This window comes from uncultured Novosphingobium sp. (assembly GCF_964277725.1).
GTDB classification, from domain to species: domain Bacteria; phylum Pseudomonadota; class Alphaproteobacteria; order Sphingomonadales; family Sphingomonadaceae; genus Novosphingobium; species Novosphingobium fluoreni.
The window spans coordinates 1-3,975 of the sequence record NZ_CAXYKL010000203.1; the positions used below are offsets into that span (position 1 = coordinate 1).

The 3,975-nt window shown below is 63.3% G+C and carries 3 protein-coding genes; 1 reads left to right on the forward strand and 2 read right to left on the reverse strand.

Features of this window, described 5'->3' with window-relative positions; genetic code table 11:
* The coding region (locus ACHWRX_RS11660; protein WP_394659340.1) for a DEAD/DEAH box helicase at positions 1 to 2,390 on the reverse strand (2,390 nt) is incomplete at its 3' end.
* A gap of 211 nt (positions 2,391 to 2,601) precedes the next feature.
* Here ACHWRX_RS11660 and ACHWRX_RS11665 point away from each other — a divergent pair.
* Complete coding sequence (locus ACHWRX_RS11665; protein ID WP_394659341.1) at positions 2,602 to 2,919, forward strand: PilZ domain-containing protein; 318 nt, start codon at positions 2,602 to 2,604, stop codon at positions 2,917 to 2,919.
* Positions 2,920 to 2,941: 22 nt separating this feature from the next.
* On the opposite strand, the gene ACHWRX_RS11670 is transcribed toward ACHWRX_RS11665, so the two are convergent.
* The coding region (locus ACHWRX_RS11670) for a dihydrolipoyl dehydrogenase (RefSeq protein WP_394659342.1) at positions 2,942 to 3,975 on the reverse strand (1,034 nt) is incomplete at its 5' end.

Here is a 3,975-nt window from a genome sequence, read left to right on the forward strand (position 1 = left end):
ATGATGTTGGTCGCCAGCAGGACATCGCCATCGCCGTTGGCGAAGCGGACCATGGTCTCGTCCAGTTCGGCAGCGGGCATCTTGCCATGAGCCTGCAGGACGGACAGCTCGGGAACCAGACGCTTCAGGCGCGTAGCCAGCCCGGCAAGATCTTCGACGCGCGGAACCACCAGAAAGCTTTGACCTGCCCGGCTATGTTCGCGAAGCAAGGCGGCGCGCACTTGCGCCTCGTCGAAGGGGCTCACGGTGGAGCGGATCGGCTGCCGACGCGCAGGCGGGGTCGCGATAACGGACAATTGCCGCAGGCCGACCAGCGCACTCTGCAAGGTGCGGGGGATCGGCGTGGCGCTTAGCGTCAGCACATGATCCGCCCCCAGGGCCGCGATCTTGGCTTTGTCCACCGCGCCGAAGCGCTGTTCCTCATCAATGATGACCAGGCCGAGATCGTGAAATACCACGCCTTTCCCGGCAACGGCACCCGTGCCGATGACGATCGCGATCGATCCGTCCGCCAGCCCCGCCTTGACCGCCTTCTTTTCCGCCGCCGTTGACAAGCGCGATAGTCCGGCGACGGTGATGCCCAGTTCCTGAAACCGCTTCGTGAACGTTTCGATATGCTGCCGCACAAGCACGGTGGTGGGGGCGACAATCGCGACTTGCTTGCCCGCGATCGCGACCATGGCCGCCGCTCGCAGTGCGACCTCGGTCTTGCCGAAGCCGACGTCGCCAACGATCAGCCTGTCCATCGGCTTGCCCGCCGCGAGATCGGCGCGTACCGCCGCGATGGCACGGGCCTGGTCTGCCGTCTCGGTGAAAGCGAAGCTATCGGCGAATTGTTCGTAAGCGGGCACGTCCGGTTCGATCACCGCCGCATCGCGCTTCAGGCGCTCTGCCGCAAGCTCTGTGAGTTCGCGGGCTGCTTCGGCAAGTGTGGCGTCGACATCGCCACGGCGCTTTGCCCAGCTGGAGCCGTCCAGCTTATCGAGCTTTACCGCTTCCTCGTCCGAGCCATACCGCCAGATGCGGCTGGCCTCGGCTGCAGGGATCAGCCGACGGGTTTCGCCCGCAAAGCGCAGCACGATTGCCTCACCGCCTTCGGGCGCTGCATCCAGGCCCTCGATCACGCTGAGGCCGTGATCTTCGTGAACCACAACGTCGCCGCGCCGCAGTTCGGTCAATTGGAAGGGGTCGATCTGGGCATGGTCGGTATCGCCAAGATCACGCTGTGCGCGGCTGCCGAGCAAGTCGGCAGCGCTGACCACCAGCATATCGGCGGAACGGAAGCCACGCGGCAGCGGCATGGCCAGGCTCAGCAAAGCGCCTTGCGGGGCCTCCAACGCTTCCCTCCACGCGGTGATGGGTTGAACATCTTCCTTCAGCTTTGCCGCGATGCGCGGCGTCAGGAACCGCAAATCGCGTGGCGATCCCACCAGCAGGACCTTGCCCCCCTTCAGCGCCTCGCGCGCGGCCTTGGCGAAGGCGCGCATCGGATCACGCTGTTCGGCAAATCGGGCCGGTGCATCGCCAATATCGCCGGCGAGCGCTTTGTCCGGATGAGATTCGGTGCTGGCGTGCCAGCGCTCATCGCTGCAGATCTGGCGCATCGCCTCGCGGCCCGCACGTTGCGCGGTATCGGCTGCCAGTTGCACGAACACCCGCCGCCGCTTGTCCGCCCCTTCATCCTGGAAAATGCCGGCTTTGGGCAGATGGTCAACCAGCGTTACGCCATCGCCTGCCTCAGGTTCGCGTGCGCGACCAATCTCCAGCGTGTCGCAATCTTCGGTCGTCAGCTGGCTGATGGGATCATAGGCACGGATCGATGCTATCTTGTCCCCCGACGCTTCGATTCGATAGGGACCGGCGGCGTCGGCAGGGTAGATGTCGATCACAAGCCCGCGCACGGCAAACTCTCCGGGCTCGTCGACCCGTTCGTCGCGAAAATAACCTAGCTCTTCCAATGTCACCGCGAACGTCGTGAAGTCGATCGCGTCGCCGCACTTTAGAATCGGCGGTGCGGGATCGTAGGCCTCGGGCTGGGGGAAGAGCCAGGCGCAACTCTCGCCGGTGGTGATCAGGGCGACGTGGCCGGACTGGGCTTCCTGTTGACGCAAGCGAAGGGTGCGCAGGGCGTTGGTTCGCTGACCGGCGTTGGCGGGACTGGCCGCGCCGGTATCGCCGGGCAAAGCGTCACTGCCGGGACAGAATATGACCGCGTGCCCGTCTAACGCTGCCTTCATGGCTGATGCGATGGCACTGGCCCGAACTTCATCATGAGCGATGAATATCAGATCGTCCGCCTCCAGTTCAGTCAGCAGCAGGGCTACAGCCTCACCGATCGCAATGGCGGGTTTGCGATCCTGCGATGGCGAGGTGGCGACGATCTTGGCCATGGTGTTCATGCCAGACCAAACCAGACTTTCCCAAACTTGTTCCGCAAAATCAATCCAATATACATGGGAACGAAAGCGGTTTTCGATCGGCGAAAGCGCGGTGATCTGGCGTACAGATTGCCCGCTATTGGCGCGTTAGCCATTCCTCAAGGCTATCCGCTAACCGCTTTCTAAGCCCTCGTGGCCCATCAGCGGGTATGGTTGAAGTGCTATGAAGTTCGATCCGATAATCCCCTCCGATGAAGCTGCGGACCGTGCAACCCCGCGCGCGGGGGTGACGATCATCTGCGACGTTCGGCAGGGATCGCGGCCATGGGCTTCGGCGCGGCTGGAAGATATTTCTCCAGGCGGCTTTCGCATCGCGCGGCTTGCCGGCGCAAGGCAGGATGTGCCGCTTCGCATTCAGATTCCGGGCATCCAGATGTTGAGCGCGGACATCCGCTGGATACGCGATGGCGCGGTCGGCTGTGCGTTTGCCGAACCGCTCCACGTCGCGGTATTCGAACATATCGTGCGCAGCGCCCGCTAGGGCGCCGCACGACGACGGACGATCAGATGTGGATGGCGCGGCCGAAGGCGGCCAGCGTCGCCTCGTGCATCATCTCTGACAAGGTGGGGTGCGGGAAGACTGTGTTGATCAGTTCGGCCTCGGTCGTCTCCAGGGTCTTGCCCACGATGTAGCCCTGGATCAACTCGGTCACTTCCGCGCCGATCATGTGTGCGCCCAGCAATTCGCCGGTCTTGGCGTCGAAAACGGTCTTGATGAAGCCTTCCGCTTCGCCCAGCGCGATGGCCTTGCCGTTGCCGATGAACGGGAAAGTGCCGACCTTCAGTTCGTGACCGGCTTCCTTGGCCTTGGCCTCCGTCATGCCGACGGACGCCACCTGCGGATGGCAGTAGGTGCAGCCCGGGATATTGCTACGGTCCAGCGGGTGGGGATGAACCTCGGCGTTGCCCAGCTCCTGCGCGATGGCTTCGGCTGCGGTAACGCCTTCGTGGCTTGCCTTATGCGCCAGCCACGGCCCTTCCACGCAATCGCCGATAGCCCACACGCCCTTCACGTTGGTTCGGCCCATTTCATCCACCTTGATGTGGTAGCGCTTGTCCGGCTCGATGTTGAGGTCCTCCAGGCCGATGTTCTCAAGGTTGGGCACGATGCCAACCGCCACGATCACATGGCTGAACTCGGTGGTTTCTTCCTTGCCGGCCTTGTCCTTCAGGGCGACCTTGACGCCGCTGTCGCTCTTCTCGATCGCGCCGACGGAGGCCTTGGTCAGAATCTTGATCCCCTGCTTGGTCAGCTGCTTTTCCAGGAAAGCGGAGACGTCGGCATCCTCGACCGGAACGATCCGGTCTGCCATCTCGACCACGGTGACGTCAGAGCCCATGTCGTTGTAGAAGCTGGCGAATTCGATGCCGATCGCGCCGGAGCCGATCACCAGCAGCTTGCTCGGCAGCTCCTTGGGCGTCATCGCATGACGATAGGTCCAGATGCGCTCACCATCGGACTTCGCCTTGGGCAATTCGCGGGCCCGCGCGCCGGTAGCGATGATGATGTGCTTGGCTTCCAGCGTCTCGGTGCCCT

Excerpts from the sequence above, each read along its gene's own strand:
- ACHWRX_RS11665 (WP_394659341.1), top strand. The coding sequence starts at position 2,602 with ATGAAGTTCGATCCGATAATCCCCTCCGATGAAGCTGCGGACCGTGCA.